General features: G+C 68.7%; 23 protein-coding genes. 11 read left to right on the forward strand and 12 right to left on the reverse strand.

Annotated features, from left to right (window positions below; genetic code table 11):
• Window positions 1-14 precede the first annotated feature (14 nt).
• The 3 genes from C1A30_RS24365 to C1A30_RS24375 form a co-directional block, all read right to left on the reverse strand.
• Window positions 15-947 (reverse strand): class I SAM-dependent methyltransferase, encoded by a 933-nt coding sequence (locus C1A30_RS24365; RefSeq protein WP_101950911.1) that lies wholly within the window; start codon window positions 945-947, stop codon window positions 15-17.
• The gene (locus C1A30_RS24370) at window positions 944-1,903 is read right to left on the reverse strand and encodes a class I SAM-dependent methyltransferase (RefSeq protein ID WP_101950912.1); all 960 of its coding nucleotides are present in this window, start codon (window positions 1,901-1,903) and stop codon (window positions 944-946) included. Before C1A30_RS24370 ends, C1A30_RS24365 begins: the two co-directional genes overlap by 4 nt.
• A 72-nt stretch (window positions 1,904-1,975) precedes the next feature.
• Entirely contained in the window at window positions 1,976-2,614 is a 639-nt protein-coding gene (locus tag C1A30_RS24375) for a TetR/AcrR family transcriptional regulator (RefSeq protein WP_200828529.1), read from the reverse strand.
• A 162-nt stretch (window positions 2,615-2,776) separates the two neighbouring features.
• Here C1A30_RS24375 and C1A30_RS24380 point away from each other — a divergent pair, with 162 nt between their 5' ends.
• Genes C1A30_RS24380 through C1A30_RS24390 form a run of 3 tightly spaced genes read left to right on the forward strand, consistent with a single transcriptional unit; the run spans window position 2,777 to window position 6,710 of the window.
• Window positions 2,777-3,343 (forward strand): TetR/AcrR family transcriptional regulator, encoded by a 567-nt coding sequence (locus C1A30_RS24380; RefSeq protein ID WP_101950914.1) that lies wholly within the window; start codon window positions 2,777-2,779, stop codon window positions 3,341-3,343.
• Window positions 3,344-3,378: 35 nt separating this feature from the next.
• Window positions 3,379-5,520 (forward strand): FUSC family protein, encoded by a 2,142-nt coding sequence (locus tag C1A30_RS24385; protein ID WP_101950915.1) that lies wholly within the window; start codon window positions 3,379-3,381, stop codon window positions 5,518-5,520.
• Window positions 5,517-6,710: an NAD(P)/FAD-dependent oxidoreductase gene (locus C1A30_RS24390; protein ID WP_101950916.1), complete on the forward strand. Its 1,194-nt coding sequence runs from the start codon at window positions 5,517-5,519 to the stop codon at window positions 6,708-6,710. Before C1A30_RS24385 ends, C1A30_RS24390 begins: the two co-directional genes overlap by 4 nt.
• Here the strand turns inward: C1A30_RS24390 and C1A30_RS24395 are convergent.
• Window positions 6,707-7,681, reverse strand: coding sequence for a pirin family protein (locus tag C1A30_RS24395; RefSeq protein WP_101950917.1), 975 nt, complete (start codon window positions 7,679-7,681; stop codon window positions 6,707-6,709). The genes C1A30_RS24390 and C1A30_RS24395 overlap by 4 nt on opposite strands.
• A 27-nt stretch (window positions 7,682-7,708) precedes the next feature.
• Complete coding sequence (gene ptsP / locus C1A30_RS24400; RefSeq protein ID WP_200828415.1) at window positions 7,709-9,409, reverse strand: phosphoenolpyruvate--protein phosphotransferase; 1,701 nt, start codon at window positions 9,407-9,409, stop codon at window positions 7,709-7,711.
• Between the two features lie 102 nt (window positions 9,410-9,511).
• Between ptsP and C1A30_RS24405 the strand changes: the two genes are divergently transcribed.
• The 8 genes from C1A30_RS24405 to C1A30_RS24440 all read left to right on the forward strand — a co-directional run bounded on the left by C1A30_RS24405 (window position 9,512) and on the right by C1A30_RS24440 (window position 18,450).
• A complete protein-coding gene (locus C1A30_RS24405) occupies window positions 9,512-10,279 on the forward strand; it encodes a DeoR/GlpR family DNA-binding transcription regulator (RefSeq protein ID WP_101950918.1) in 768 nt (255 codons plus the stop codon).
• Window positions 10,276-11,256: a 1-phosphofructokinase family hexose kinase gene (locus C1A30_RS24410; RefSeq protein WP_101950919.1), complete on the forward strand. Its 981-nt coding sequence runs from the start codon at window positions 10,276-10,278 to the stop codon at window positions 11,254-11,256. The genes C1A30_RS24405 and C1A30_RS24410 overlap by 4 nt, the downstream gene beginning before the upstream one ends.
• Window positions 11,253-13,250 (forward strand): fructose-specific PTS transporter subunit EIIC, encoded by a 1,998-nt coding sequence (locus tag C1A30_RS24415; RefSeq protein ID WP_101950920.1) that lies wholly within the window; start codon window positions 11,253-11,255, stop codon window positions 13,248-13,250. Before C1A30_RS24410 ends, C1A30_RS24415 begins: the two co-directional genes overlap by 4 nt.
• Window positions 13,251-13,276: 26 nt before the next feature.
• On the forward strand, window positions 13,277-13,534 hold the full coding sequence (locus tag C1A30_RS24420) for an HPr family phosphocarrier protein (protein ID WP_101950921.1): 258 nt from the start codon (window positions 13,277-13,279) through the stop codon (window positions 13,532-13,534).
• 256 nt (window positions 13,535-13,790) lie between these two features.
• Entirely contained in the window at window positions 13,791-15,125 is a 1,335-nt protein-coding gene (gene mycP / locus C1A30_RS24425) for a type VII secretion-associated serine protease mycosin (protein WP_369974208.1), read from the forward strand.
• On the forward strand, window positions 15,122-16,519 hold the full coding sequence (gene eccE / locus C1A30_RS24430) for a type VII secretion protein EccE (protein ID WP_101950923.1): 1,398 nt from the start codon (window positions 15,122-15,124) through the stop codon (window positions 16,517-16,519). The genes mycP and eccE overlap by 4 nt, the downstream gene beginning before the upstream one ends.
• A gap of 27 nt (window positions 16,520-16,546) precedes the next feature.
• The gene (locus C1A30_RS36445) at window positions 16,547-18,112 is read left to right on the forward strand and encodes a PPE domain-containing protein (RefSeq protein ID WP_101950924.1); all 1,566 of its coding nucleotides are present in this window, start codon (window positions 16,547-16,549) and stop codon (window positions 18,110-18,112) included.
• The gene (locus C1A30_RS24440; protein ID WP_067798287.1) at window positions 18,109-18,450 is read left to right on the forward strand and encodes a YbaB/EbfC family nucleoid-associated protein; all 342 of its coding nucleotides are present in this window, start codon (window positions 18,109-18,111) and stop codon (window positions 18,448-18,450) included. Before C1A30_RS36445 ends, C1A30_RS24440 begins: the two co-directional genes overlap by 4 nt.
• Here the strand turns inward: C1A30_RS24440 and eccD are convergent.
• The 7 genes from eccD to eccCb all read right to left on the reverse strand — a co-directional run bounded on the left by eccD (window position 18,447) and on the right by eccCb (window position 25,748).
• A complete protein-coding gene (gene eccD / locus C1A30_RS24445) occupies window positions 18,447-19,976 on the reverse strand; it encodes a type VII secretion integral membrane protein EccD (RefSeq protein ID WP_101950925.1) in 1,530 nt (509 codons plus the stop codon). The genes C1A30_RS24440 and eccD overlap by 4 nt on opposite strands.
• Window positions 19,973-21,364 carry a MinD/ParA family protein gene (locus tag C1A30_RS24450; RefSeq protein ID WP_101950926.1) on the reverse strand — a complete coding sequence of 464 codons (1,392 nt, stop codon included), beginning with the start codon at window positions 21,362-21,364 and terminating at the stop codon, window positions 19,973-19,975. The genes eccD and C1A30_RS24450 overlap by 4 nt, the downstream gene beginning before the upstream one ends.
• Before the next feature lie 94 nt (window positions 21,365-21,458).
• Complete coding sequence (locus tag C1A30_RS24455) at window positions 21,459-21,746, reverse strand: WXG100 family type VII secretion target (protein WP_101950927.1); 288 nt, start codon at window positions 21,744-21,746, stop codon at window positions 21,459-21,461.
• Between the two features lie 34 nt (window positions 21,747-21,780).
• Complete coding sequence (locus C1A30_RS24460) at window positions 21,781-22,083, reverse strand: WXG100 family type VII secretion target (RefSeq protein ID WP_067798276.1); 303 nt, start codon at window positions 22,081-22,083, stop codon at window positions 21,781-21,783.
• A gap of 82 nt (window positions 22,084-22,165) precedes the next feature.
• Window positions 22,166-23,482 (reverse strand): PPE family protein, encoded by a 1,317-nt coding sequence (locus C1A30_RS24465; protein WP_101950928.1) that lies wholly within the window; start codon window positions 23,480-23,482, stop codon window positions 22,166-22,168.
• Between the two features lie 41 nt (window positions 23,483-23,523).
• Window positions 23,524-23,820, reverse strand: a complete 297-nt coding sequence (locus C1A30_RS24470; RefSeq protein WP_101950929.1) for a PE family protein — start codon at window positions 23,818-23,820, stop codon at window positions 23,524-23,526.
• 146 nt (window positions 23,821-23,966) lie between these two features.
• Window positions 23,967-25,748, reverse strand: a complete 1,782-nt coding sequence (eccCb, locus tag C1A30_RS24475) for a type VII secretion protein EccCb (RefSeq protein ID WP_101950930.1) — start codon at window positions 25,746-25,748, stop codon at window positions 23,967-23,969.
• Between the last annotated feature and the right edge of the window lie 2 nt (window positions 25,749-25,750).

The following is a 25,750-nucleotide window of genomic DNA, read 5'->3' on the forward strand; positions in this document are numbered from 1 at the left end:
ACGCCGGGAACGGCCTACAACTTCTCGCCGCTGACGAAGGTGGAGAACGAGTCGTCGCCGGTGTCGGTCAACTCGACGGCCCGGCCGAGCCGGCGCATCTCGTCCTGCGAGGCGACGGCGGTCGACCGCCACCCGTGCTCGGCGAGCCAGACGGCGACGTCGGCGCGGTTCGGATCCTCATACGTCAACTCGCCCACGTCGAGCGTGTCGTCGATGCCGAACTGCGCCGCCAACTTTCCGAAGCGCTCGCGCATCCGCTCGCGCCGCTCCGCCGAGTGGATGCCGACCGTCTCCGCCGAGATGCGGCTACCCGGCGCAGACAGCGCGGTGACGTTCTCGAACAGCCGGTCCTGAGCCGCGGCGGGCAGATACATCAGCAGTCCCTCGGCCAACCATGCCGTCGGCTGCGTGGGATCAAAGCCGTTGTCACGCAACGCCTTCGGCCAGTCGTCTCGCAGGTCGATCGGCACCGCACGGCGGGTCGCACTCGGTGTGGCGCCGTGGGACTTCAGCGTCTCGGCCTTGTATTCGAGCACCTTGGGCTGGTCGATCTCGAACACGGTGGTGCCCGCGGGCCACGGCAGCCGGTAGGCGCGGGAGTCAAGACCGGACGCGAGGATGACGATCTGACGGATGCCCGCTTCGACCGCCGCGGTGAAGAAGGCGTCGAAGAAGTGCGTGCGGACAGCCTGATAGCTGCCCATGTGCTCGATGATCGCGGCGACTTCCGGATCAGCCTCGCCGACCTTGGCGACGAACTCGCTGTCGAGCATGAACTCCCAGATGCCGGTGCCCGCGCCTGCCACCAGATCCTTCGCGAACGGATCGCGGATCAGCGCGTCGGCCCGATCGGTCTCGGCGGCGCGGGCCGCGGCCACCATCACGGCGGTCGCGCCAACGCTGGTCGCGATGTCCCAGGTGTCGTTGTCGGTGCGCAGTGAACTCATCGGCCGCTCCCCTCGAACCGGCCGTGCACAAACGCGCTGTCCAGCCCTTCGTCGACCAGGCCGTCACCGGCCGGACGCCCCAGCCGGGCCATCTCGTCGGCGCTGGCCACGGCGTCGACGCGCCACCCGTGGTCGGCCAGCCACTCGGCGGTGTCGGCGCGCTCGTCGTCGGTGTACATCAGGGTGTCGACGTCGAGATCGAGCCCGAGCCGCTCGCGAAGCGCAGCGGTGCGCTCCCGCCGTGCCGCGCGCCGTTGGAGGGAGTACTGCGACGGGTCCAGGTGAAACGCCTCGACCGCGATCTCGCTGCCCGCCGCGCTGTGCGCGGTGATCAGTGAGAACAGCCGGTCCTGTGCGTCACCGGGCAGGTAGGGCAGCAGCCCTTCGGCCAGCCACGCCGTCGGCAGGCCGGGGTCGAACCCCGCGGCGATCAGCGCCGCGGGCCAGTCGTCGCGCAGATCGACCGCGACCGGGACGCGTCGCGCCTTGGCCACCGCGCCGTGGGCGTCCAACGTCGACGTCTTGTAGTCGAGCACCTTCGGCTGATCGATCTCGAACACCGTGGTGCCCGCGGGCCAGTCGAGCCGATACGCGCGCGAGTCCAGCCCCGCGGCCAGGATGACCACCTGCCGGATGCCAGTGCGGGCGGCCGCAGTGAAGTAGGCGTCGAAGTAGTGGGTGCGCACCGCCTGGTAGTCGCGTGCCATCTCGTGCATGCGCAGGCCGTATTCGTCGTCGCCGAGCCAACCGGTGTCGGTGCTGGCCATCTGCGCCCACGCCGGACCCGCGGCCGACGCGAGCAGGTAGGCGTACTCGTCGCGGATCAGCGCGTCGGGTCGGGCGGTCTCTGCGGCCCGCGCGGCCGCCACTCCCAACGCCGTCGCACCGACGCTTTCGGTGATGTCCCAGCTGTCGCCGTCCGTGCGGACCAGCCGCACCTCACTCACATCAGTCATTTCGTAAGCAATGCTAGCTATAAAGTTAGCAAGGCTACACGAAATGTGGGCTACATCACCGCAGGTAGACCGTTATTCGTGGAGATTCCACAGCTTGTTCGCCATCAGCAGTTCGAACTTGTGCACCACCGACGTCAGATCTTCGTGACTGCCCACGAAGCCGGCGTAGAAGCCCATTCCCCACATCACCGCGACCAACATCTCGACGAGGTGGTTGACGTCGGTGTCGGTGGTGAGCTCGCCGCGATTGATCGCATCGTTGACGGCCCACGACATGAACTCCCGCGACGCGCGCAGTGAATCGTGTTCGTCGTTGCTCAGTTCGGGGTGTCGCTGCGATTCCAGCACCGAGGTGACGAGAAATGCTGCGGCAGAGCGGTCCTCGGAGTCGGCCTGCATGGCAACCGTGAAAAAGGCGGAAAGCCGACCGAGCAGACTGGTCTCGCCCTGCGCTTTCGACATGCCCGCGCTAACTACGAGCGCATTGGTTTGCTCTACGACCTCGCTCCACAACACGCGCTTACTCGCGAAGTAGTGGTTAATGGCTGGGCGCGTGAGATCAGCCCGAATCGCGATCGCCTGGAAGGTCGCGGCGTCGTAACCGAGTTCGCTGAATACCTCGCGAGCCGCTTGTATGATGCGTTCACGGGTTTCAGCTGCCTTCGCTGCGGGCGGACGACCTGGCCCTCGACTAGCGGTATGTTGCGGCACGGTCAAATTGTGCCACAGCTCACTTGATTGTTTGCCCGGGTGTCAAAATCCAGACATTTTGTCTAGCTCGCCCAGCAAATTCTCGGGAGTCAGCTATCCCGAAAACGAAGCAGGCCACCCCCGTTGGCCACAAAAAGAAGATGCCCCGGCTAGGGTTCAGCCATGGCGGGCGTCGTATCGCGCGATTCGTACTTCGATGCGGGTCTCGAAGTGCTGTCGGATCTCGGCTACGGCGGGCTGAAGTTGGCTGAGGTGTGTAACCGCCTCGGCGTCACCACCGGGTCCTTCTACCACTACTTCTCCGGCTGGCCCGGATACACCAAGGAACTGGTCGCCCACTGGATGCAGCGTCAGACGATGCAGATCGTCGAGGCGGTGCGCGCCGAGCCGGATCCTCGCCGCCGCATCGACACGCTCATCCAGGAGGGGTTGAGTCTGCCGCACGGCGCCGAGGCCGCGATTCGGGTGTGGAGCGCGGTCGATCCCGAGGTGTATTCCGTCCAAGCTGCGGTGGATCGGCAAAGGTTCGACATCATGTACGAGTCGGCATTCGAGGTTTTGAACAACAAGCGGCAGGCCGAGGTGTTCGCGGCGTGGGGTGTCTATGTGTTGGTCGGTTACGAGCAGGCGGTACTGCCGCGTGACGCCGGCGCGCTGCACTGGATCGCCGGGCAGCTGGCCGAAGCGCTGGACTCGGGTCGGTTCGCGTCCGTGCCGGACGGTGACTAGCGGGCAGGACGCCGCACGGCCGAAGGGCGCACTTCTTGCCTTCTGAAACGGCTGCGGTGTTGCGCCACGTGTTGGATCGCCTTCGGGCGCGCGACCCGGAGTTCGACGCGCTGCGTCGTGCCTCCCGCGCCGCCATCGTGCTGCCGATCGCCGCCGCCATCGGCTTCTCGGTCGGCGGTTCGCAGACGCCGTTGTTCACCATCTTCGGCTCGGTGGCGCTGCTGATCCTCGTCGACTTCCCCGGCAACCGGCCCGCGCGGGCGCTGGCCTACTGCGGCCTGGGAATCAACGGCGCCATTTTGATCACGCTCGGCACACTGGTCGCGCCGCACCCGTGGCTGAGTGTCGTATCGATGTTCGTGCTCGGCGTCGCGGTCATCTTCGCCGGTGTGCTCAGCGAGATCGTCGCCGCGGGCCAACGCGCGACGCTGTTGATGTTCGTGCTGCCCGCCTGCACGCCCGTCGGCCCGCTGCCCGAACGGCTGCTCGGCTGGCTGATCGCGTTGGCGCTGTGCGTGCCGGCCGCGCTGTTCCTCTTCCCGCCTCGCCATCACGACGAATTGCGCGCCCACGCGGCGCGCGTCTGCAACCGGTTGGCCGACCGACTCGAGGGCGCCGTGCCGGAACGCGAACTGACCAAGGCGATGAATGCGCTCGACGCCGCGTTCCTTGGCGCCGACTACCGGCCGGTGGCGTTGACCGCGGGCAGCCGCGCGCTGGTCCGGGTCGTCGACGACCTCGGCTGGCTGTCCGATCGCATCTCCGACGACACCGGCGCCATGCTCGGGGCGATGAAGCAGCCCGCGGTGCGGGTGCTCCGCGACTCGGCGGCGGTGCTGCGCATCCGCGACGTCTCCGAGAGGTTGGCGCGCAGCGCCCATCTGCTCGACGCGTTGACCGAACTGCGGGCGGTGTCGCAGGGCCACTACCGCGACGACATCACCGCGGTGCTCGACGAAGCCAGCGACGAGACGGCGGTGGAGGTCGGCCGAAAGCTGTTGAACCGCAGGACGATCGCGGCCACCATCGCGGTGACGGGACGGATCATCCGCAATGCGGCGGCAGCCGACGCCCGGCCGGTGTGGGCGCGCGTCCTCGGCCGCCGCCTTCCCGATACGGGCGCCGCGGACTGGGTGATGCCCGAAACCGTCGCGGTCGCGGCCATCACCAGAGGGTTTCTCGCCCCCGACGCGGTGGTGCTCCGCAACAGCCTGCGCACCGGCCTCGGTCTGGCCGTCGCGGTTGCCGTCACCCACCTGTTTCCGGTCCAGCACGGCTTCTGGGTGGTGCTCGGCGCGATGTCGGTGTTGCGCAGCAGCGCGCTGACGACGGGCACGCGGGTGATCCGGGCGGTGGCAGGCACTGCGGTCGGCTTCGTCCTTGGCGCCGTCGTGATCGAGTTCCTCGGCGTCGACCCCGTCGTGCTGTGGATCCTGCTGCCGGTCGTCGCGTTCGGATCGGCGTATGTGCCGGAGGTGTACTCGTTCGTCGCCGGGCAGGCCGCGTTCACGATGATGGTGCTGATCAACTTCAACCTGATCGTGCCGACAGGGTGGAAGGTCGGCCTGATCCGTGTCGAGGACGTCGTCGTCGGCGCACTGGTCGGCATCGTGGTGTCGCTGTTGTTGTGGCCGCGAGGCGCGTCGGCGGCGGTGTCCAAGGCGATCGCCGATGCGCGCACGGTCGGCGCGGAGTTCTTGTCCGAGGCCGTCCACCGCGTCACCCGGGGCGCCTCCGAAGCCGCCACCGATCGGGTGATCGCGCTGAGCCATCAGGCCCTCGAGGCGTCCCGCACAGTGGATGATGCGGTGCGGCAATACCTTTCGGAGAACGGCGGCACGACCGCCATGCGCGCGCCGGTGGTACGGTCCGCCAACCGTGCGATCCGGGTGCGCGCCGCCGCCGAGTTGATCGCCGATGTCGTGCCACCGCCGCTGGAGCCCTACCGTCGCGCCCGCGAGGTGCTCGAGGCCCACACCGACGTGATCTGCGCGAGGCTGACCGGCGATCCCGGACGCGAATTCGAATCACTCAGTGACGACTTCGTGCTCGCGCTGCGCGCCGAAGGCGCCGATGACGAACTAGCGGTTTCCGCCGCATTGCCGCTGACGGCGGTGGCCGCCCAACTCGGTGAACTCGAATTGCTCTACCCGCACCCGGTAGCGTCGGGCCGATGAGCGAGGTGCTGGTGCTCGGTTCGGGTTTCGCGGGCCTGTGGGCGGCGCTCGGGGCGGCGCGGCGACTGGACGAACTCGGTGCGACTGATGACGTGCGGGTCACCGCGCTGAGTTCCCTGCCGTACCACGACATTCGGGTGCGCAACTACGAGGCCGACCTGACACCGTGCCGGATACCGCTGGCCGATGTGCTCGGCCCTGCCCGCGTCGAGCACGTCACCGCCGACGTGACGGCGATCGACCCGGCGGCGCGCACCGTGACGACGTCGGCAGGTACGCATGGCTACGACCGCCTCGTCGTCGCGCTGGGCAGCCAGGTGGTCAAGCCCGGCATACCCGGTCTGCACGAGTTCGGGTTCGACGTCGACACCTACGACGGCGCGATGAGGCTGCAACGTCACCTCGCGGGTCTCGACCCGATCACTCCGGCGGCCAGCACCGTCGTCGTGGTGGGCGCCGGCCTGACGGGCATCGAGACCGCGTGTGAAATGCCTGCCCGGTTGGCCGGGCTGTTTCCCGACAGCACCCCGCAGGTCATCCTGATCGACCACAACCCGTACGTCGGATCGGACATGGGCGCCTCGGCGCGTCCGGTGATCGAGGCCGCGCTCGCGTCGAACGGGGTGCACACCAGGCTCGGCGTGCGCATCACCGCCATCGACGAGGCGGTCGTGACCCTGTCGACCGGCGAGGTGTTGAGCGCGGCCACGGTGGTGTGGTGTGCAGGCATGCGCGCCAACCCACTGACCGCGGACCTGGGGGTGACCTGCGACCGCCTCGGCCGCGTCCCGGTCGACGACTACCTGCGGGTCGTCGACGTCCCCGACGTGTTCGCCGCGGGCGACGTCGCCGCGGCCGCCATGGACGACGAGCACCTGTCGGTGATGTCATGTCAGCACGGCAGGCCGATGGGCCGGTATGCCGGCTACAACGTGGTCAGCGATCTGCTCGGTGAACCGATGCTGGCCCTTCGAATCCCTTGGTATGTCACGGTTTTGGACCTGGGACCAGCCGGCGCGGTGTACACCGAGGGCTGGGACAGGCACGTGGTCGACACCGGCGAATCGGCCAAAGCCACCAAGCGCGCGATCAACGGTATACGCATCTATCCGCCGCTGGACGGGGATCGGGACGCGATCCTGGCTGCCGCGGCCCCTGCCCTGCAGGCAAGACCGAATGCCAATGGCTAGCTCAGCGGCCGGTGCGGCATCAGTGCGTTCGGCGGAATGACACCGAACTTGCCCGCCTGGAAATCGTCCATCGCCTCGATGAGTTCGGCCTTGGAGTTCATCACGAACGGGCCGTACTGGAACACGGGTTCTCGAATTGGCTTGCCGCCCAACAGCAGAACCTCGAGCGCGGGTCGCCGCGATTCCTGTGTAGGCTCGGCGGCCACTGTGATTCGGTCGCCGGGGCCGAGCACCGCGAGTTGACCCTGGAGGATCGGGTGCCCGACGGGGCCGACCGTGCCGCGGCCCGACAGCACGTACACCAGCGCGTTGAAGTCGCGGTTCCACGGCAGGTTCAGCCGGGCGCCGGGCTCAACCGTGGCGTGGGCCAACGTGATTGGCGTGTGCGTGGCACCTGGGCCGTGATGCTCGTCGACGTCGCCTGCGATGATGCGCACCAGCGCACCGCCGTCGTCCGAGGACAACAGCTTCACCTGGCCGCCTTCGATGGCCTGGTACTTCGGCGCGGCGAACTTGTCCTTGCGCGGCAGGTTCACCCACAGCTGGATGCCGTGGAACACGCCGCCGCTCTCCACCAGTTCGGCCGGCGGGGTTTCGATGTGCAGAATGCCCGACCCCGCCGTCATCCACTGCGTGGCGCCGTCGGTGATCAGACCGCCGCCGCCGTGCGAGTCCTGGTGCGCGAACCGGCCGTCGATCATGTAGGTGACCGTCTCGAACCCGCGGTGCGGGTGCCAGTCGGTGCCCCTCGGCTCACCCGGCTGGTACTCGATCTCGCCCATCTGGTCCATGTGGACGAACGGGTCGAGGTCCGCCGAACTCACGCCAGCGAACGCGCGGACGACCGGGAAACCCTCGCCCTCATAGCCGTGTGGGCCGGTGGTGATGGATCGGACAGGACGCTCGGTGTCGGCGGGCCCCGGGGTGGTGATCCGCGGAAGTGTCAGGGTGTCAGCGGTGATAGCAGGCATGATCTGACTAACCGGACTACGGTCCGATTAATTCCCGAGCGCGGTGAGGGCGGCGGCCCTGGCGTCGGCGGGACTGGCGGTGTCGAGCACTTTCGCCGCCGCGTCCCGGCACTGCTGCAAGCTCACCTGCGCGAGTTTCGCCCCGACGCCCTGGATCGCGGCGGCCGCCGCGGACAGCGACGTCACGCCGAGTCCGGTCAGCACGCACGCCAGCAGCGGATCGGCGGCGGCCTCACCACATACCCCGACCGGCTTGCCCGCCGCCGCACCCGCCCGGACCGTCATGGCCACCAGCGCCAGCACCGCGGGCTGCCACGGGTCGGTCAGCGTCGCGAGATCGGCGGACATCCGGTCCGCGGCCATCGTGTACTGCGCCAGGTCGTTGGTGCCGATCGACAGGAAATCGACGTGGTCTGCGATCCGGTCGGCGAGTAGCGCCGCCGCAGGCACCTCGATCATCACTCCTGCCGTCAGTCCCCGCGAACGTGCCTTGGCGGCAAACTCTTTCGCTTCCTGCGCGGTGGCGATCATCGGCGCCATCACCCACGGTCGGTTTCCCGTGCGGTCTGCGGCGGCGGCGATGGCCTGCAATTGGCGGTCCAGCAGTCCGGGATTGCCCGCGGCGATTCGGATGCCCCGCACCCCGAGCGCGGGGTTGGCCTCGTCCGGGTGGCCGACGAATTTCAGCGGCTTGTCGGAACCGGCGTCCAGCGTTCGGATCACCACCTTGCGGCCCGAGAACGCCTGCAGCACCTCGGCATAGATGTCGGCCTGCTCGTCGACAGTCGGCTCGGTGTCCCGGTTGAGGAAACACAGTTCGGTGCGGAACAGGCCGACGCCCTCGGCGGGCGTCTCGGTGGCGGCGCGGGCGGCGGCACCGTCCTGGACGTTGGCGAGGACCGCGACGGCATGCCCGTCGGCGGTGGCTCCCGGGCCGGACCAGCGTGACGCGCGTTCGGCCTGGCGCTGCGCGGCGGCGACGGTCTCGCCTGCGGCGGTGTGGTCCGGTGACACCGTCACTGTGCCCAGCGTGCCGTCGACGAGCACCATCGTGCCTGCCTCGACGTCGTCGAGTCCGTCGACGGCCACCACGCACGGGATACCCAGCTGCCGGGCGATGATCGCGGTGTGGCTGGTCGGGCCGCCCTGCGTAGTGGCAAGGGCGACAACAAGAGTGGGATCCAGGCCCGCGGTGTCCGCAGGGGCAAGATCTTCGGCGCACAGGATGGAAGGAAGGTCGGGCAGCGGGACGCCGGGTTCCGGCAGGCCGGACAGTTCTGCGATCACCCTGTCGCGGATGTCCCGTAGGTCGGTGACGCGCTCGGCCATCAGGCCACCCATCTGAGTGAACATGTCGATGAACTGTTCGGCCGCCGCGGCCACCGCCGCGACCGCAGGCGTGCCGTCCTTGATGCGCTTCTCCACGGCGCCCAGCCAGGCCCGGTCCTTGGCCAGCGCGGCGGTCGCGGCGAGCACCTCCGACGCGGCACCGGTCGCGTGCGCGGCGCGGTCCCGCAGTCGGTCGGCCACCGCGGTGGCCGCCGCCGCGAATCGGGCGGCCTCTGTCGGGCGGTCGCCTTCCGCGATCTGGGCGTGGTCCGCGATGTCGACGGCGGGCAGTCGGCCCGGCCGGATCACCGGCCCGTACTGCACACCAGGGACCACGGGCACCCCGCGAAGGACGGTGCCCGCCGCCGGCAGTGACGTGAGTGGAGATGGAGCGGTCATGTGAAACAGATTACAGAAAACTGTTGACAAGTCAACACGAACAGTAGTAAAACCAACTATATCAACATTGATTCGGGCGTTACCCCACACAAACGGAGCCACATGTATGCCGAAGAGCGTCAGCAAGCGATCGCCTCGCTGGTGATGTCGCGCGGCCGCGCCTCGGTGGCCGAATTGGCGCAGACCTACGACGTCACCACCGAGACGGTGCGCCGCGACCTCGCGGTGCTGGACAAGGCCGGGGTGCTGCGGCGGGTACACGGCGGCGCCGTGCCGGTGCGTGCGCTGCACCTCGTCGAACCCGGCGTGGGTGAACGGGAGACCACCCGCGCCGAGCACAAGGAGGCGATCGCCGCCGCGGCGGTCGACTTCTTCCCGCTCGCCGGGGCCACCGTGCTGTTGGACGCCGGAACCACCACCGCGCGTATCGCCGCGCAGTTGCCCACCGATCGCGAGCTTGTCGTGGTGACCAACTCCGTGCCGATCGCCGCCAGGCTCGCCGCGATGGCGTCGGTCACGCTGCACCTGCTCGGCGGCCGGGTCCGTGGCCTGACCCAGGCGGCCGTCGGCGACCAGACCTTGCGTGTGCTCGAGACGTTGCGCGTCGACGTCGCGTTCATCGGTACCAATGGGCTCAGCGTGCGCCACGGCCTGTCCACCCCGGACAGTGACGAGGCAGGCGTCAAGCGCGCGATGGTAGAGGCCGCGAATTATGTGGTGGTGGCTGCTGATTCGTCCAAGATCGGGCGGGAGGACTTCGTCAGCTTTGCCCCGATCTCCAGCGTCGACACGTTGATCACCGACTCGGAGATCACCGCCGCTGACCGCCGGCAGCTGACCGACAGCGGCGTCGAGGTCGTGGTCGCGTGATCGTCACCGTCACCCCGAACCCGAGCATCGACCGCACCGTGACGCTTGCCGGTCCGCTGACTCGCGGTGCGGTGCATCGGGTTTCGTCGGTGACCACCGAACCGGGCGGTAAAGGGGTCAACGTCGCACGCGCGTTGGCACTGGCAGGCGTCGACACCGTGGCGGTGTTACCGGTCCCGCCCAACGACCCGTTGACCACGGCGCTGTCGGCCGCCGCGGTGCCGTTCAGTTGCGTGCCGACCACAGGGGCGGTCCGCACCAACCTGACTGTCACCGAACATGACGGCACCACAACGAAACTCAATGAGCCGGGCGCCCAGCTCGACGACGCGGCCATCGATGCGCTGACCATGGCGGTGCTCGCGCATGCCGAGACGGCGTCGTGGGTGGTGCTCTCGGGTTCGCTGCCACCCGGCATTCCCGACGACTGGTATGCCCGCGTGGTGGCACAGCTCGCCGGGTATCCGTGCCGGGTCGCGATCGACACCTCGGACGCTCCGCTCGCTGCGCTCGTCGACTCCCTCGACGCGGCCGCACCCGATCTGCTCAAGCCGAACGCCGAGGAACTGGCCGGGGTGCTCGGCCACTCGCCGCAGGCGCTGGAAGCCGCCGTCGCACAGGGCGATCCAGAGCCGGTCGTCGATGCCGCGCATCAGCTGGTGGACCGAGGGGTGCAAGCGGTGCTGGCCACGCTCGGCGCCGCGGGCGCCGTGCTGGTCGACCGGACCGGCAGTTGGATGGCCGCCCCACCGCAGATCGCCGCGCGCAGCACCGTCGGCGCCGGTGACGCGTCGCTGGCCGGCTATCTGCGCGCCGACGTGGGCGGTGCGGTCCCGCCCGAGCGGCTGCAGATGGCAGTCGCATACGGCGGCGCCGCTGCCGCGCTCCCCGGATCTGCGCTGCCGACACCCGCGCAGATCAACCTCGAAGCTGTCCGGGTGACGCCGATCGCCCCCAACACGAAAGTATTGCCATGACAACCACTTTGCCGATCATCAATACGGATCTGGTCCTATTGGACGTCGATGCCGGCGGTGACAAGGAGGCGGTCATCGGCCGTCTGGTCAACCGATTGGCCGGCGCGGGCCGCACGCACGACACCGACGGCCTGGTCGCCGCGGCGATGGCGCGCGAGCAGCAGTCGGCCACCGGCCTGCCCGGCGGCATCGCGATCCCGCACTGCCGCTCGCCGTATGTGGAGACGGCATCGATCGGGTTCGCCCGGCTCAGCCCCGCGGTGGACTTCGGCGCGCCGGACGGGCCCGCCGATCTGGCGTTCCTGATCGCCGCACCCGAGGCGGGCGGCGCGGAGCACATGAAGCTGCTGTCCAGCCTGGCCCGCGCACTGGTGCGCAAGGATTTCGTCGAGTCACTGCGCAACGCGGCCACCCCCGGCGAGGTCGTCGAGTTGGTGGACGGCGTGCTCAACGCGACCGCCGAGAAGCCGAAGGCGGAGCCGGCCGCGCCGAAGACGCTGATCGCCGTGACCGCCTGCCCCACCGGCATCGCGCACACCTATATGGCCGCCGATTCGCTGGTCGCCGCGGGCAAGAAGGCAGGCGCGACAGTGCACGTCGAGACGCAGGGCTCGTCGGGCAGCACACCGCTGTCACCGGACGTCATCGCCGCGGCCGACGCGGTCATCTTCGCCACCGACGTCGGTGTCAAGGACAAGGGCCGGTTCGCGGGCAAGCCCGTCGTCGCGTCCGGCGTCAAACGGGCCATCAACGAGCCCGACAAGATGGTGGCCGAAGCGCTCGCTGCCGCAACGGATCCGGCCGCCGCGCGGGTGCAGGGCGATACCGGTGGGGCCGCCGCACCGTCCGCGCCCGCGGGCGGCGTCGGGTGGGGCACCCGGCTGCGGCAGATCCTGCTGACCGGCGTGAGCTACATGATCCCGTTCGTCGCCGCAGGCGGCCTGCTGATCGCGCTGGGCTTCCTGTTCGCCGGCTACGACATCGCGAACAAACCCGATGGCGCGACCCAGTCGCTTGGCAACATCATCGCGACCACCAACTCGCTGACCAATCTGCCTGCAGGCGGTTTCACGCAGTACCTCGGCGCGGTGCTGTTCACCCTCGGCGGACTGGCGTTCTCCTTCCTGGTGCCCGCGCTGGCCGGTTATATCGCGTTCGCGATCGCCGACCGTCCCGGTATCGCACCGGGCTTCACCGCGGGTGCGGTCGCGGTGTTCGTCGGCGGCGGCTTCATCGGTGGCATCGTCGGCGGCCTGATCGCCGGGTTCGCGGCGCTGTGGATCGCCAGGATCAACGTGCCGCAGTGGGGCCGGGGTTTGATGCCGGTCGTGATCATCCCGCTGTTCGCGTCACTGGTCGTCGGCCTGTTGATGTTCCTGTTGCTCGGCCGTCCGCTGGCCGCGGTCACGTCCGGCCTCACCAACTGGCTGGGCGGCATGTCCGGCACGTCGGTGATCATCCTCGGCATCGTGCTCGGCCTGATGATGTGCTTCGACCTCGGCGGTCCGGTGAACAAGGCGGCGTACGCGTTCGCCACCGCAGGCCTCAACGTCGCCGATCCGGCGTCGCTGCGGATCATGGCGGCAGTGATGGCCGCAGGCATGGTGCCGCCGTTGGCGATGGCGCTGGCCTCCACGGTCCGGCCGCAGCTCTTCACCGAACCTGAACGCGAAAACGGCAGGGCCGCTTGGCTTCTCGGTGCCTCGTTCATCTCCGAAGGCGCCATCCCGTTCGCGGCGGCCGACCCGCTGCGGGTGATCCCGTCGATGATGTTCGGCGGCGCCGTGACAGGCGCGCTGATCATGGCGTTCGACGTCACGCTCAAGGCCCCGCACGGTGGCATTTTCGTGTTCTTCGCGATCGGTCACCTGTTGTGGTTCCTGGTCGCACTCGCGGTCGGCACCGTGGCCGGTGCGCTGGCCGTCGTCGCCGCCAAGCAGTTCATCAAGCCCAGCGTCAAGGCCGAGGAATCCCCGGCCCTGGTCGCCGCCTAGTCCCCCCACCCGATAAGGAGAAGCACATGCCCACCAAAACCGTCGTCGTCGGATCGGCCATCGGCCTGCACGCCCGCCCCGCCGCGATCATTGCTGAGGCCGTCGTCAACGCCGGCGTACCCGTCACGCTCTCGATGGACGGCGGGGATCCGGTGGACGCCGGTTCGGCGCTGATGATCATGACCCTGGGCGCAGGCAACGGCGCCGAGGTGACCGTGGCCTCCGACGACGAGGACGCACTGAAGACGGTCGCCGAGTTGGTGGCCCAGGACCTCGACGCCTGATTTCCCGCGAAACGGCATTCCAGCACGCAAAGTTCGAGAAGAGGCGTGCCGGAATGCCGTTTCGGCGCTCGAGCCGCCGAACAGTTAGCGAACATCACCCCCGCCGCAGCACCTTAGACTTGGCTAGCGTGTTCGGGCCCGATGGCCGTGACGTGAGGATTCGTCCTGCCATCGGGCCGGTACATTGTTTGCTGTGGGCTTGTCAGCACACTGCTGGGGAGTCCGAATCCGGAAGGGGTGACCGCGCGTGCGCCGCATCGGTGTGCTGCTGGCAACGCTGATCCTGGCGTTGTTGAGCGCTCCCCCCGCCGTCGCGATCGAACCCCCGACCATCGACCCGGCTGTCGTCCCGCCAGACGAAACGGGCCCGGACCAGCCGACCGAACAGCGCCGGGTGTGCTCGACGCCGACGGTGTTCCCGAATTCCAACTTCGCCGACAAGCCGTGGGCCAACGACTACCTGCGGATCAGCGACGCCCAGAAGTTCGCAACAGGCGCCGGGGTAACTGTCGCCGTGATCGACACCGGCGTGAACGGATCGCCGCGGGTGCCCGCTGAACCCGGCGGCGACTTCGTCGACACCGGCAACGGGTTGAGCGACTGCGACAGCCACGGCACGCTGACCGCGTCGATCATCGCGGGCCGCCCGTCACCCACCGATGGGTTCATCGGCGTGGCCCCCGACGCACGGATTCTCTCGCTGCGGCAGACGTCGGAGGCGTTCCAGCCGGTCGGTGCGCGCACCGATCCCAACGATCCGAACACCACTCAGACCGCGGGCTCGCTGCGCAGCCTGGCCCGCGCCGTGGTGCACGCCGCCAACATCGGCGCGCAGGTGATCAACATCAGCGAGGCGGCCTGCTACAAGGTGACCCGGCCGATCAACGAGACCGGCCTCGGCGCCGCGATCAACTACGCCGTCAACGTCAAGGGCGCGGTCATCATCGTCGCCGCGGGCAACACCGGCCAGGACTGCAGCCAGAACCCGCCGCCCGATGCGGGCATCCCCGCCGATCCGCGCGGTTGGAAGCAGGTGCAGACCATCGTCAGCCCGGCGTGGTACTCGCCGCTGGTGCTCACCGTCGGCGGCATCGCACAGAACGGACTGCCCAGCAACTTCTCGATGAACGGGCCGTGGGTGGACGCGGCCGCCCCCGCGGAGAACATCATCGCGCTCGGCTACGACGGCAATCCGGTGAACGCGCTGCAAGGACAGGACGGTCCCATCCCGATCACCGGGACGTCGTTCGCGGCCGCATACGTCTCCGGGCTGGCGGCGCTACTCAAACAGCGGTTCCCCGACCTGACGCCCGCCCAGATCATGAACCGGATCACCGCGACCGCGCGGCATCCGGGCGGCGGGGTCAACAACGAGGTCGGCGCCGGGGTCATCGACCCGGTCGCCGCGCTGACGTGGGACGTGCCCGCCGGACCCGAGCAGGTGCCGTACAAGGTCAAGCAACTGCCGCCGCCGGTGTACGTGCCGCCGCCGGACCGCCGCCCGATCACCGCCGTGGTGCTGACCGCGGGCGGCCTTGCCGTCGCACTCGGACTCGGCGCACTGGCCCGACGCGCGTTGAGGCGCCGATGAACAAGATCCTCAGCATCTTCGGCTTCCGGTTCACCACCGGCCACGCCGTCTGGGCGGCCGTGCTGATCCCGGCGTGCATCGCGGTGTTCCTGCCGCCGCGTCAACTGTGGATCGGCGTCACGCTCAGCGTCCTGATCGCGCTGGCCGTGGTGCTGACCATCCGCGGCCGGCGGGTAACCGGTTGGGTGGCAGCGCTGTTCGCGTGGCGCCGACGCCACCGCAACGTGCCCGACCTGCCGTCCGAACCCGCGGTCGGTGCGACGGTGATGCCGGGCGATCACGTCGCGGTGCGCTGGCAGGACGACTATCTCGTGTCGGCGATCGAATTGGTGCCACGGCCGTTCACGCCGACGGTGATCGTCGGCGGGCAGGCATACACCGATGACGTGGTCGACACGCGACTGGTCGAGCGGTTGATCGCCGCGCACTGCCCCGACCTCGAGGCCGACGTGGTCTCCGCGGGTTACCGGGTCGGCAAGACCGCACCGGCGAGCCTGGTGGCGCTCTACGAGCAGGTGGTGGGGCCGTATCCGGCGCCGGCCAATCGGCGAACCTGGATCGTGCTGAGGGCCGACCCCGAACACACCCGCAAGTCCTCACAGCGGCGGGCGTCCGGGGTGGAAGGCCTTGCGCGCTACCTGGTTTCGTCGGCCACCCGGATCGCAGATCAGTTGGCCGGCAACGGGATCGACGCCCGACCCATCCGCGCGTTCGACGACTTCGACCGGGCCACCGAGATCAGTTTCGAACGCGAGACGTGGTCGGCGATCAAGGGCCGCAGCACATTCACCGCCGCGTACAGCGCGTCCGGCGGGCCCGACGTGTGGTGGTCGGCGCGCGCGGATCACACCATCACCCGGGTCCGCATCCGCCCCGGCGTCGCGCCGACCACCACGGTGCTGCTGACGACGCTGGCCAATCCGACGACGCCGCGCGGGTTTTCCTGTCTGTTCGGCGGGCAGCGCGCGGCCCTGCACGGCATCAGCCCGGTGAGCGACCGCCACTACGAACTGCCGATCGGGTCAGCTGGCGTGCTTGTCGGTGAGACGGCGGACCGCTACCCGGTGTACATGCCGTTCGACGACATCGACGTCAGCATCAACCTCGGCGACGCGCGGTTGTTCACCCAGTTCGTGGTGCGGTCGGCGGCGGCGGGTGCGGTGGTGACCCTTGGCCCGCAGTTCCGTGAGTTCGCCGGGTTCGTCAACGGGCGCATCGGCCAGGTGGCGAAGGTGGCGTGGCCCAACGCCACCACCTATCTCGGACCGCATCCGGGGATCGGCCGAGTGGTGTTGCGCAACAACTTCATCGATACGCCACGACACCGTCAGCTGCCGATCCGGTTGATCAATCCGCGCGAGGAAAGCCGTTTCCAGATGGCGCTGGAGCAATGACGCAATGACGAAGGAGGTGTGCCCCCGATGACCATGCGAGTCGATCTCGAGGATCTGCAACGCAAATCCGCCGCGATTCGAACCGAACTCGCGGCCATGCCTCAGTCTGGGGCGCAGGGCCAGATTGCGCCGCCAAGCGCGCACCAGGTGTCGACCGAGGCGGCGATGCGTCTGGGTCTGGTGTCCCTGGTCGTCTGGATGTACCAGGCGTGGGGCACCAAGGAAGGTGAACGCCTCGCCGAGTCGCTGGACGCCACCCGAGTGGCCTACCAGGCCGTCGACACCGCGTCGCAGCAGTCACTGGACAGCGACGGAAGCAAACCGATCACGGTGATGACGCAACCCGTCTCGCCTGAACCCGTGCCTGCCCCGCCGGGACAGATCCCCGCTCCCGCCGCGATCGCCCCCGGCGGATTCGCGACTCCCCCGATCGTTCAGCAACAGCTCGACGCGGGCGACCAAGGCGCGTCGCTGCGGAACTCCGCCGATTTGTGGAAGGGTTTCGCCGGTCAGATCCGTGGCGCCGCACCGGCTTTCGAAGGTCGCGTCGGTGACTGGGAGGGGATGGCGGCCGAGGCCGCGTACGCCAAGTTCAACAGCTATCGCTCCTGGCTCGACACGCTCGCCAACTCGTGGGAGGAGTTGTCGACCGAGGCCACCCGGTTGGCCGACGTGCATCAGAGCGTCAGCGCGGCGCATCGGCCGCTCGCCGAGATGTACGCGCAGGCCGAGCAGAAGTTGACCGCCGCGACGGACGGCGCTGCGGTGGCCGCGCTGTTCGCGCAGATGCAGCAGGCGCAGGCGGCGTCCGAAGAGCTCGTCGGTCAATACGCGGCGGCCATGTCGCCCAAGGTGATTCAACCCGAGAACCCACCGAACAGTGGCCTCGACCCGACCGCAGCCACCAGGGATCCCAACGCCCGCGACGCTAAGGCACCGACCGACCGCGACGGATCCCCCGGTGGCGCAGGCGGATCCGGGCCCGGGGGCGGCGCTTCCGCGGCACAGCCGACGTCGGCCGCACAGCCCGCCTCGGCCGCACCGCAGACCGGCGGCCAGCCCGCAGGCGACCAGCAATCCAGCGGTGGCGCACCGTCAGGGGGTGGCTCGCCGTCCGGTGGCGGTTCGCCGTCAGGAGGCGGAGCGCCTTCCGGCGGCATGCCCGGCGGTCTGCCTGGTGGCGGTCCGTCGACCGGAACCCCCAAGTTGCCAACGGATCCCAGCCTCAAACCGGCCGCACTCGGCGGAGGTGGCGGCTCCGGCGCGGGTGGCGGCGGCGCCGGCGGCGGCGGTGGCGGTCCGTCGATGCCGTTGTCTCCCGCCGTCGGTGCCGAAACGGTGGCGCCGACGGCGCCGACGCGCCCGGCATCCACCACACCCGTCGCCGGTTCGGCCGGGGCCGCCGCGGGCGGCGCGATGGGTGGCGGCATGGCGCCGATGCACGGGGCCGGACACGGTAGCCAGGGCAAGGAGAAGCGGCGGGATCCGAATCTGTCGCCCGACGAGGACCTCTACACCGAGGACCGGCCGTGGACAGAGGCGGTGATCGGCAACCGCCGGCGCAGGGACGTGGCGGACAAGGATTCCAAGTGACCGACGACATGCATCCGCAGGTCGCTGCCGTGCTCAAGCAGGCGCAGCGGTTGCAGTCGATCGTCGACGACCAACTGCACAAGATGAACAGCGAAACGTTCACCGCCACAGACGAAGCCGAGACGGTGGAAGTGACGTTGAACGGTCATCACTACCTGACGGCGGCCTTCATCTCCGAGGGCCTGCTGCGCCTCGGCGCGCGTACGGTGGAGCAGCGCATCAACGAGGCGCTGCAGAACGCCATGGCGGCCGCGACCCAGTCGATCGAAGCCGATCGCGAACGCATCGACGCCGCCGTCGCGGAGATCACCGCGGGCCTGCAGAGCCCTGCCGACTAGAACCGGATGTTGCGCAGCACGTCGTAGACGCTGGCGATCCACAACAGCAGCGGAATGACCGCCGCGATCGCCGCACCGTCGGTCAGTTCGAGGATCCGCTTGGTCACCGGCGACACCCGCCGCACGCCCTCGGTGGCGCCGACGAGGATCAGCGCCACGATCGCGACCGCCGTGTAGATGCCGAGCACCAACCACGCCTTGTGCGGGTACCACAGGCAGAGCCGGACCATGACGCCCGTCGGCACCGCCACCGCCGCCGCCAGCAGTGCCCACGAGCACCAGCGCTCGGCGTAGAGCCGGGACCGGAAGCCGCAGATGACCGCGACCAGACCGGCGACGATCAGGCTGTGGATGAAGAAATGGCCTTGCACCACAACGGTGATCGCGCCGACGGCCAACACCAACGCGCCCGCCGTCACGAAGCCGATCAGCAACCGCTTCGCCAGCACGCTGCGCTCGTGCAGTCGGGCCGCCGAATCCGGCACCGACTCGATGATCGCCTGCCATGTGGACGATTCCTCGTCGATCGCCTCGGACGTCGCGACGGGATCGAGCAACTCGTCGTTGTGCACGGTCTCGCCGGGCGCCGGTATCGGTGGCAATGCGATGCGGGCGACCGCGACGGTCAGCTTGGCCGCGTTGGTCACGACGATCAACCCGAACGCGATGGCGCCCGCGGGCACCCAGTACTGCCAACCGTATCCGTAGGCGATGGCCGCAGCGGTCACCGCGATCGAGGTGACCGACATGAACGACGCCAACTCCGCGCGCCTGCGCGGCCCGCCCCTGGTGGCCAGTGTCAGCAACAGAACCACGGCGCTCGCGCCCGCCAGTTGCGGCGCACCGAGGCCGTCCACGCCGCGGGGCAACGGCACCGCGAGCGTCGCCGCGCCCGCCAGCACCGGCACCGCGGCCGCCAGCAGGCTTTCCGCCATGTCGACGTTGTCGAAGCGGTTCTTGGCCAGCATGCTGCCGCCCAGAATCGCGAGCCCCAGCACGCCCAGCGCCACCGGCCAGTACCAGTCGTGGCTGGTGCGCGACCACGCGAGCAGCGCCATCACGGTGATCGCCAACGCGGCCACCGGAATGGCAAGGCCGACAAAGCGATTCAGTGCGGTGCGGTTGAACTCCGGCGACTCGTCGAGCACCGCGATCGCGTCGATCACGTCCTCGACCAGTGGCCGATAGCGTTCGGTTCGGCTGACCGACACCAGCGTGAGCAACGCGCCGTCCACCACGCCTGCGTCGTCCAGCGATTCGTCGGCCTTGAGCGGCGGTGCTCCCGGCCGCGCAAACGCCCACACGCCCTGCGCCGTGAAGTCAAAACCGGCCAGCACGTCCTTGGGGGTGTCCTCCAGCAATTCGCCGAGCACCGAGACGGTTTCGTCGATGTACGTCTCGATCGGCGCCGCCGCGGGCAGCACGAGGTCCGTCATGCGCCTGCCGGTCAGGATCGTCACCCGCGTGGTGGACGGCCTACCCGGGGTGACGCTGGACGTGGATGCTGCTGCGGCGGCGGAGGTCAACGCCGTTCGAGCCTGTCGAAGTCGTCGGACAGCGCAGCCGCCAACTCGGTGATCCGCCGCTGGAAGCTGCGACTGAGCAGCTCGAGTTGGATCTCCGTGCCCGCGGCGATGTGCTTGTCCCACGGCAGCACGATCACGCGACCCGGGGGCACGTGCCGTTCGAACTGCTGCACCAGGTCCTCGACGTCGATGTTCGGCTTGCCCGGCGTGACGTGGTTGATCACCACACAGGACCGGCCGAGCAGATCCTGATAACCGTTCTGCCGCAACCAGTCCATGGTCACCGCGGCCTGCCGCGCGCCGTCGATCGACGCGCTCGCGACGATCACCAGACCCGACACCGTCGACAGCACGCCGCGGGCCGCGGGCTGGAACAGCCCGGCACCGCAGTCGGCGAGCACCAGGTTGTAGTACCGCGACACGATGTTGGTCGCGTTCGTCCAGTCCTCATCGTTGAACTCGCGGCGCGCCCCGCTGTACTCCTCGGAGGACAGAATCTCCAGGTTCGACGCGTTCATGCTGGTGTAGGCGCGAATGTCGTTGTAGCGGGCCAACTCCTTGTCCGCCAACAGATCCGAGACGGTGGCTGCCGACTGGCGGCCTGCGCGGTCGGCGAGGTTGCCGCCGTCCGGGTCGGCGTCCACGGCGAGGATCCGGTCACCGCGGACCTTGCTCAGCGCCGAGCCGAGTGCGACGGTGACCGCGGTCTTACCGACACCCCCCTTCAGCCCGAATATCCCGATCTGGTAGGAATCGCGGGCATTTCGCCGGATCCTGCCGTGCAGATCCATCTCGTAGAGCTCGTCGGGCGACAGCCCCAGGTTGATCCGCGTCAGCATGTACAGCACGTGCCGCCAGCCGCGCTGCGACGGCATCTTGACCGCGGACTTGACCCCGACATGAGACAGCGCGTCGATGGCGCGGTGATTGCCGATGGTCGCCGCCGACGTCGTGGCCGGCTGACTGGCCTGCGCTTGATTCGTCCGCCAGGCATTGCCCGCCTCGGATTGCGCCTCGGCGAAATGCTGTGACGGGGCAGGCGCGGGCGCAGGCCTCGGCGCCGGTGTGGGCGCCGAGCGTGGCTGCTCGAATCGAGCGCCCGCCGCGCCCGCGGACTGCGGTGCGCGCATCATGCCGTTGGCCTGACGCGGCTGCGGCGCCGTCCTGGTGGGCGGCATCTGCGTGGTCACCTCGGTCTGCCGCGGCGGCGGGGCAGGGGCGGCGGCGGTCTTGGTCGGTGCGATGGGCATCGGCGGCGGCGTCACATCGCTGCGGCCGTGCGCACCGGCGGGCGCCGCGGCGCCGTTCTCCGCTTCCTCGTCGGCTGTCTGCACAGCGTCCACCGAGGAGCCCGGGGAGTGGAATAGCCGGTCATAGTCAGCCGACATGGGTACCTCTCATCACTACTAGGTCACGCTGCGACACACGTGGTGGGCGAGCCGGGTCTTCGGACCGCCTCGCCCACCCGCGTGCTCGATCGTGTTATGCGAACATCCCGGTGACGCCGGCTTCGGTCTGAGCCATCGTTGCACTGGACTCGCTGATGGTCGATGCCAGGTTCTGCAGAGCTGCGTTGAGCTCGTTGGAGGTGCTGTCCCAGCGCATCTGCACGGCCTGGTAGGCCTCCGAGCCGGTGCCACCCCACACCGCGGCGAGCGCCGCGAGCGATCCCTTGCCTTCGTCGAGCAGGCCGGCGGTGGTGGCCACGGCGCCCTGAATGTCGCTTGCGCCGCCTTCGATACCGGCGAAGTTCCACAGCTGTTCGGTCATAAGTCTTTCTCCGTTTCTCGTAAGTCGTTGTCGGTCAGAGGTTCATCGCGTTGGTCAGCGTGGCGTGCTGGTCCTCGTCGGTCGAGGTGTACTGCACACCGGAGGTGTGGATGTTGGCCGAGATGTCGTTCAACTCCTGCACCTGGCGGGCGGCCGCCTCGTGGAACCGCATCAGCGCGGCCTGCGCCGCGGTGCCTGCCTGGCCGTGCCACTGCCCTGCCAGCGCGCCGGCGACCGACTCGACGTGGGCGATGACGCCCTTGAGTTCACCGGAGATCCGTTCGAAATTCGCTGCCTCCTTGGCGAGGACAGCGGCATCTGTATTCATCTGTGCCATCTGGATAATTTCCTTTTCTTCTGCGTGTCCTCACCAAAACCAATGGCGAGTCTTTCCGACCCCTTGGCCGGGAAGTCTTCGGTTACCAGTCGTCTTCTTCGTCTTCGGCCAGGTCGTAAACCAGCGGCGACGGTGCCGTCAGCGCTTGCTTCGTCCCACCGCTCTTCTGGCCGTGGCCCATCATGCCCATCGGCCCCGCGCCGCCGCCCGAGCCGACCGGCGCCAGCCCTGCCGCCGACGCGCCTGCCGCAGCGCCTGCGGCGACGGACACCGGCGAAACCGTCGGCTCCAGTTCCGCCCCAACGAGTTTCGACATCAGCGGGGTGCGCGCCGCCGTGCCGCCCGCACCGGGCAGTGACGCGGCCCGCACCAGACCTGCGCCCGAACCCGCACCCGAACCGCCCACCAGTGGATGGTTGGACAGCGGGCTGGTGCCGATCAGGCCCATCTGGGCGCCCTTGTCGCCGCCCAGCCCGCCCATCTGGCTGAACATCGACGACACCTGCTGCAGCGGCTGGGTCAGCTGTTGCATCGGCTGCATCACCATCTGGCCGGCCTGCTGCGGCAGTTGTCCGAGCGTCGAACCCAGCTGCGAGGCCAGTTGCATGCCCATCTGCATGCCTTGCTGCGCGCCCTGCTGCAGTTGACCCTGTTGCGAAAACTGTTGTGCGTTCTGGGCTTTCTGCGCCTGACCCTCTGCGGTGGTCGCCATCTGATTGGCCTGCGCCGCGGCGCGCCCTGTCTGCAAGCCCGCCGATTCGATGGTGGCCTGCGCGCCGACGTGGGCGATCGCCGTTTCGCGAGCCACCGCCCCGGCGGTCATCGCCGCGGCCTGGCCCAGCGCCGCACCCGTCGCGGCCTCGCCGACGCCGGGGATGACAATCGGCTTCATCGGCATGATCGGCTCGAACAGAATGTTCAGCGCCGTCTCAGCGGCATAGACGTCCATCGCGCCTGCGGCCTGGTTCCACATCCGCACGAAATAGTCGAACTCGTTGACTCCGATGGGCACCGTGTTGATGCCGAGGAAGTTGGTGGCCTCCAGCACGGCGTGGGTGACGTGGTTGGCCTCGATCTCCGGAATGGGCGGCGTGGTGATCATCGCCATGTCGTAGGAGTTGGCCTGCGCGGTCGCCTGCAATGCGCGCTTTTGCGCCTGCGCCGACACGGTGCGTAGCCAGACGACCATCGGCATGGTTGCGGAGACGGCTCGTTCACTGGCCGTACCGCTCCACGCCGAGGTCAGCGCGGCCAGGGTGCCCGCCAACTCGTCGGCCTGAGTTTCCAGTTCGATCGCAAACGCCTCCCAGCCCGCGGCGGCCTGGAGCATCGGCACCGAGCCGGCCCCAAACATCAACCGCGCGGTGTTCAACTCGGGCGGCATCGCATGCCAGATCATGATCGACTAAGAACCCAGATTTGCCTGATCGACTGCGGCTACTAGGAAAGAGCGGCGGCGTTGGCGCCGTCGACCGCGGTGTAGATGCCCGCTGCTTCCATGTACGCGGCACCCGCCCGCGTGAGTTCTTCCTGCGCAAACGTGTTCTGCGCGAGACTCTCGACGCCCTCTGCGGCGAAGGCCGCCGCCGCCATCGCGGAGACCTCTTCGGCACCGGCGGGCACCAACGCCGTCACGGCCGCCGAGGCCGTGGTGCCGGACGCCAGCCCACGGGCGCCGTTTGCGACCACCTGGGCACCGAGGCCGACGGCCCCGGGATTGTGTTCCATGGGTTGCATTTGCGGATACTCCTTTTCCGTGTCAAAAACCCTGCATATTGGTTTGTGCGCAGCCCAACGACAATTGCCTAAACGTACCGAAATCTGGTCCCCGACCACTTTGCTGGCACGTCGTTTCCGACTTTGCTGAGCGTCTTTGTCATAGTCTAGCGGCCCCCGAGGGGTGCTGCCGACACTTCTTCTTCCGGTGGATCCACATAGGCCGCCTGAATGACCTCCTTGCCGTCCGGCGAGACGAGGAACGCCTGGCCGGGCGGACGCCGTTTGAGCTTGATCTCGCTCGACGGGAACTCCTGCTTCTCCCCGGACAGGAACATGGTCGGCGACCCCGCGCCGTAGGCGGCGCCGACGAACTTGTCCATGGTCGCTCGATGCGCCTGGCTCATCTGGCACGTGACGATGATGTGCAGGCCGATGTCCGCCGCCGCGGGCAGCAGCGGGAACAGCGGCGCCATCGGGGGCACCACGCCGCTGGCCGCGACGATCATGTGCCAGTCGTCGACGAGCAGCACCACATCCGGGCCCGTCCACCACGACCTGGCCCGCAATTGCGCGGTGGTCAGGTCCGGTGGGGGCAGCCGCTTCTGCAGGTTGACCGCCAGTGCCTTGATGGCCTCTTCGAGCGTGGCGTTGTTGCGGTTGACGGCGCCGGCGTCGAGCAGATGACTCTCGGGCACCGCGTCGAGCAGACCCGACCGATAGTCGGCGAGCATGAACCGCACCTGCGCCGGGCTGTTGCGCTTGCAGATGGCCTGCGACACGGCGTGCGCGATACGCGTCTTGCCCGACTTCGGTGCGCCGAAGATCAACAGGTGCGGCGTCATGTACATCGGGTTGTAGGCCACCGACAGGTCAGACTCCCGAATACCCAGCGGCACAGTCCACCTGGTGCGGTAGTCGGCGTCGGGGCCTGGCGGGTGCGGGTCCAGCTCGTGTAGGTAGATGCGTTCCGGCAGCACCCGCACGCGCGGCGCCTGCTCGGCGTTGCGGGCGGCGATGATCTGCACCGCCTCCGAGATCGCGGGCACCAGGTTGTCGGCGCTGTGCACGCCGTCGAGTCGGGGCACTCCCATCATCAGGTGGTGCTTCTCCATCGACACCGCGCGGCCGGGCCGGTTGGCGGGAATTTCGCGGGTGATCCGGTCGATCTGCGTTTCGTTGACATCGCCGAGCCGGAATTCGACCTTGGTGCCCAGGTAGTCGCGCACGCGTGACTTCAGCTCGGTCCAGCGCGGGGTGGAAATGATGGTGTGTACGCCGAACGCCAAGCCCTGCCCGGCCAGATCCTGGACGACGGGCTCGAGGTCGGGGAACTCGGCGACGAAGGCGGGCCAGCCGTCGATGACCAGGAAGACGTCGCCGAACGGGTCGGCGGCCGCGGGGTGGTTCGGGTCCTCGCGCATCTGGCGGTACGCGGCCATCGACCCGACGCGGTGCTGCTTGAACATCGCTTCTCGTTGCCGCAGAACGGCTTTCATCTCCGCGACGACGCGGTTCACCCGGTCGGGTTCAGACCGGGTGGCGACCCCCCCGACGTGTGGCAGGTCCTCCAGATACATCAACCCGCCACCGCCGAGGTCGATGCAGTAGAACTGCACCTGGCGGGGCGTGTGGGTGGCCGCGGCCGAAAGCACCAACGTCTGCAGGAACGTCGACTTGCCGGTCTGCGGAGCGCCGCCGACAGCGATGTTGCCGCCTGCCGCCGATACGTCGATGCCCCACACTTCCTGTCGGTGCCGCCGCGGTTCGTCCATGATGCCAAGCCCGAAACGCAGCGGTTGGCGTTGCCGGTCCCGCTCGACGAGTTCGTTCACCGGGGTCGGATCGGCCAACGGCGGCAACCACATTCGGTACGCGCGAATCTCGCCGGTGGTCAACTGGTCGAGGACCACCTCACGCAGCACTCTCTGGTCAGACTCGATGCTCATGC

This window comes from Mycobacterium sp. 3519A, from assembly GCF_900240945.1.
Taxonomy (GTDB): Bacteria; Actinomycetota; Actinomycetes; order Mycobacteriales; family Mycobacteriaceae; genus Mycobacterium.

What these genes read in the sequence shown, in the direction of transcription:
- C1A30_RS24365 (WP_101950911.1), bottom strand. Translation starts at nt 947, where the DNA reads ATGAGTTCACTGCGCACCGACAACGACACCTGGGACATCGCGACCAGC.
- C1A30_RS24370 (WP_101950912.1), bottom strand. Translation starts at nt 1,903, where the DNA reads ATGACTGATGTGAGTGAGGTGCGGCTGGTCCGCACGGACGGCGACAGC.
- C1A30_RS24380 (WP_101950914.1), top strand. Translation starts at nt 2,777, where the DNA reads ATGGCGGGCGTCGTATCGCGCGATTCGTACTTCGATGCGGGTCTCGAA.
- C1A30_RS24390 (WP_101950916.1), top strand. Translation starts at nt 5,517, where the DNA reads ATGAGCGAGGTGCTGGTGCTCGGTTCGGGTTTCGCGGGCCTGTGGGCG.
- C1A30_RS24395 (WP_101950917.1), bottom strand. Translation starts at nt 7,681, where the DNA reads ATGCCTGCTATCACCGCTGACACCCTGACACTTCCGCGGATCACCACC.
- ptsP (WP_200828415.1), bottom strand. Translation starts at nt 9,409, where the DNA reads ATGACCGCTCCATCTCCACTCACGTCACTGCCGGCGGCGGGCACCGTC.
- C1A30_RS24405 (WP_101950918.1), top strand. Translation starts at nt 9,512, where the DNA reads ATGTATGCCGAAGAGCGTCAGCAAGCGATCGCCTCGCTGGTGATGTCG.
- C1A30_RS24415 (WP_101950920.1), top strand. Translation starts at nt 11,253, where the DNA reads ATGACAACCACTTTGCCGATCATCAATACGGATCTGGTCCTATTGGAC.
- C1A30_RS24420 (WP_101950921.1), top strand. Translation starts at nt 13,277, where the DNA reads ATGCCCACCAAAACCGTCGTCGTCGGATCGGCCATCGGCCTGCACGCC.
- eccE (WP_101950923.1), top strand. Translation starts at nt 15,122, where the DNA reads ATGAACAAGATCCTCAGCATCTTCGGCTTCCGGTTCACCACCGGCCAC.
- C1A30_RS36445 (WP_101950924.1), top strand. Translation starts at nt 16,547, where the DNA reads ATGACCATGCGAGTCGATCTCGAGGATCTGCAACGCAAATCCGCCGCG.
- C1A30_RS24450 (WP_101950926.1), bottom strand. Translation starts at nt 21,364, where the DNA reads ATGTCGGCTGACTATGACCGGCTATTCCACTCCCCGGGCTCCTCGGTG.
- C1A30_RS24455 (WP_101950927.1), bottom strand. Translation starts at nt 21,746, where the DNA reads ATGACCGAACAGCTGTGGAACTTCGCCGGTATCGAAGGCGGCGCAAGC.
- C1A30_RS24460 (WP_067798276.1), bottom strand. Translation starts at nt 22,083, where the DNA reads ATGGCACAGATGAATACAGATGCCGCTGTCCTCGCCAAGGAGGCAGCG.
- C1A30_RS24465 (WP_101950928.1), bottom strand. Translation starts at nt 23,482, where the DNA reads ATGATCTGGCATGCGATGCCGCCCGAGTTGAACACCGCGCGGTTGATG.
- C1A30_RS24470 (WP_101950929.1), bottom strand. Translation starts at nt 23,820, where the DNA reads ATGCAACCCATGGAACACAATCCCGGGGCCGTCGGCCTCGGTGCCCAG.
- eccCb (WP_101950930.1), bottom strand. Translation starts at nt 25,748, where the DNA reads ATGAGCATCGAGTCTGACCAGAGAGTGCTGCGTGAGGTGGTCCTCGAC.